Source organism: Pedobacter sp. ASV12 (assembly GCF_016429155.1).
GTDB lineage: Bacteria > Bacteroidota > Bacteroidia > Sphingobacteriales > Sphingobacteriaceae > Pedobacter.
Map to the genome: position 1 here is coordinate 1 of NZ_JAELUC010000222.1, position 677 is coordinate 677.

The following is a 677-nucleotide window of genomic DNA, read 5'->3' on the forward strand; positions in this document are numbered from 1 at the left end:
TGATGAAGCTTATTTTACATCGCTTTTAGGTTCTGCTCAATGCAATGCCAAGTTGGTACTGGTTTTTTTTGAAGATAAACTGATTTGTGGCAGCATTGTCACTTTAACAAACGGCATCCTGCAAGCTCATTTAATTGCATCAAACCCAAACTACCTAAAGTATTCGCCCTCAAAGTTCCTGGTTGATGAAATTAGCTTGATCGGCCGAAAAAACGGCATGGAATATTATCATTTAGGCGGCGGGCTCGGCTTTAAAGAAAATTCGCTGCTCGATTGGAAGTTGGGTTTTTCAGATCTCGTGTTGCCTCACAAAAGCTGGCGCTTTATTGCCAACAGGCCTGTTTATGAAATGCTGGTTGAACAAAGTGGCAATAGACTAGACAGTACGGCAGATTTTTTTCCGCTTTACAGAATGATGCCAAATGAAATCCAAGCTCAACAGTTTAAAAAATAAATAGCCATGGAAAAACTAATTCTACGCGATAAGATCCATTCCAAATGGCTTATACTTTTTATCGATCAGGTTATTGTTGTTTGTACGCTTTTTTTGGCAATTGTGCTGACTTATGGAAATAAGTACGCGGACTGTCTCTTATACACATCTGACGCTGCCGACGAACCACGACATGTGTAGATATCGGTGGTCGGCGGATCAGTAAAAAAGGAGGGGGGGGGGG

The 677-nt window shown here is 41.5% G+C and carries 1 pseudogene; it reads left to right on the plus strand.

From position 1 onward, the window contains the following. Positions 1 to 454, plus strand: a pseudogene (locus JHD69_RS20005) (GNAT family N-acetyltransferase); the annotation flags it as partial. Positions 455 to 677: the final 223 nt, after the last annotated feature.